This window comes from Ralstonia sp. ASV6, from assembly GCF_016429285.1.
In the GTDB taxonomy this organism is placed as follows: domain Bacteria; phylum Pseudomonadota; class Gammaproteobacteria; order Burkholderiales; family Burkholderiaceae; genus Ralstonia; species Ralstonia flaminis.
In genome coordinates, this window is sequence record NZ_JAELUI010000313.1 from 1 (window position 1) to 1,278 (window position 1,278).

Below are 1,278 nucleotides of genomic sequence, written 5' to 3' on the forward strand. Positions count from 1 at the left end.
ACTTCGATGAGGCGCAGCTTCGCGATGATTTGTTCGGGGGTAAAGCTCTTGCGGGGCATCTTGGGTTGCTCCTTGCCAGGGTTGAATTCTCTCTTTCAACCTGGACTCGAAACAACCGGTCACGTCACGATCGAGCCACGATACAACAACCAGGTTCGCCTAGACAGTCTCTGGTCGAGCAACTGGGATGAGGTTCGCGGCAAGGGTCTCGGCAACTTCCTCGCCAACCTCGCCGTTCAAGTGCTCCAGCGAACGCAGCATCCCAACGCCCGCGTTGTAGGCCTTGCGAGCGATCCGCAAAACGACGCCCCGGAGAACCGCAGACAACGCCTCAAGCTGTGGGAAGACCGAGGACTGAAGGTGGCCGACGGGCAACGGGAACCGTATCTGGAAGGTCGCTCCGGCCAGGCGCAGATCATCGGCACCATCTCTGGAATGCATACCCGGGCACCCGAACACCTTGTCTATGGGCTCTTCGATCCAACCCCGGCCCTGGCAGATTTCACGTCCCTGCCGGAAAGCGACACCCGGCCAGCTTTGGATCCAGCTCGCGAACTTGAAGCGCCGACACCTTGAGAACCAGCCGTTCAAGGGCACAGCGCCCTGCTGTTCCAGATACCTGGATTGCTATTGGCCGCCGGAGGCGGCGGCTTTGAAAATCCCCAAAAAGCGACAAAGAGTCGTTGGCAGTTAATGGCATCCCCACCCTGGCGCAAGCCAACCGATTCCATCCACCTGCGCTTCATGGAGAGACCACGTGCAATATTTCGTCGATGCATCCATCACTGAAAGCGATGTTCTGCAGGCCCTTGATGACATTGGCCACGACCCCCGCGCAGACGAGGTAGCAGACATCCTGGCAAAGCTCGACACAGCATCCATCAACGCTTCCCAGGACCGATCTCAGGCACTGCGGGATGCAGTGTCGTCAGTGCTTCATGAAGTGGATCAACCACGACCTATCACGATTCACCTGCCCAAGAGACCTGAAAGCCGAGCTGTCGCCGAGATTTATGCGACCTACCCGCGTAACCCCATTGACTCACGGCAGGTTGTAATGGTCACTGAAATCAACGGCTCGGAGGAAGCGCTGGCTTTGATCAATGCATATCCCGACATCGATGGGGGCATTCATCTCTCGGAGCTCATCACCCTTGAGCCGCGAAAGGGATTTGCCACGGCAGCATTGAAGATCATTCTCGACACCGCTGATCGCCACAATGAATCCGTCCATCTGGTTGCCAAGAAGATCGGCACCAACAAGACGATGCTAAGCAC

2 protein-coding genes are annotated in these 1,278 nt (G+C 57.4%); both read left to right on the plus strand.

Features of this window, described 5'->3' with window-relative positions:
* On the plus strand, positions 1 to 576 hold a 576-nt coding region (locus tag JHD73_RS27755; protein ID WP_199033335.1), incomplete at its 5' end, for a hypothetical protein.
* A 181-nt stretch (positions 577 to 757) separates the two neighbouring features.
* Positions 758 to 1,278 (plus strand): hypothetical protein (locus JHD73_RS27760; protein WP_199033336.1); only part of this gene is annotated, 521 nt, incomplete at its 3' end.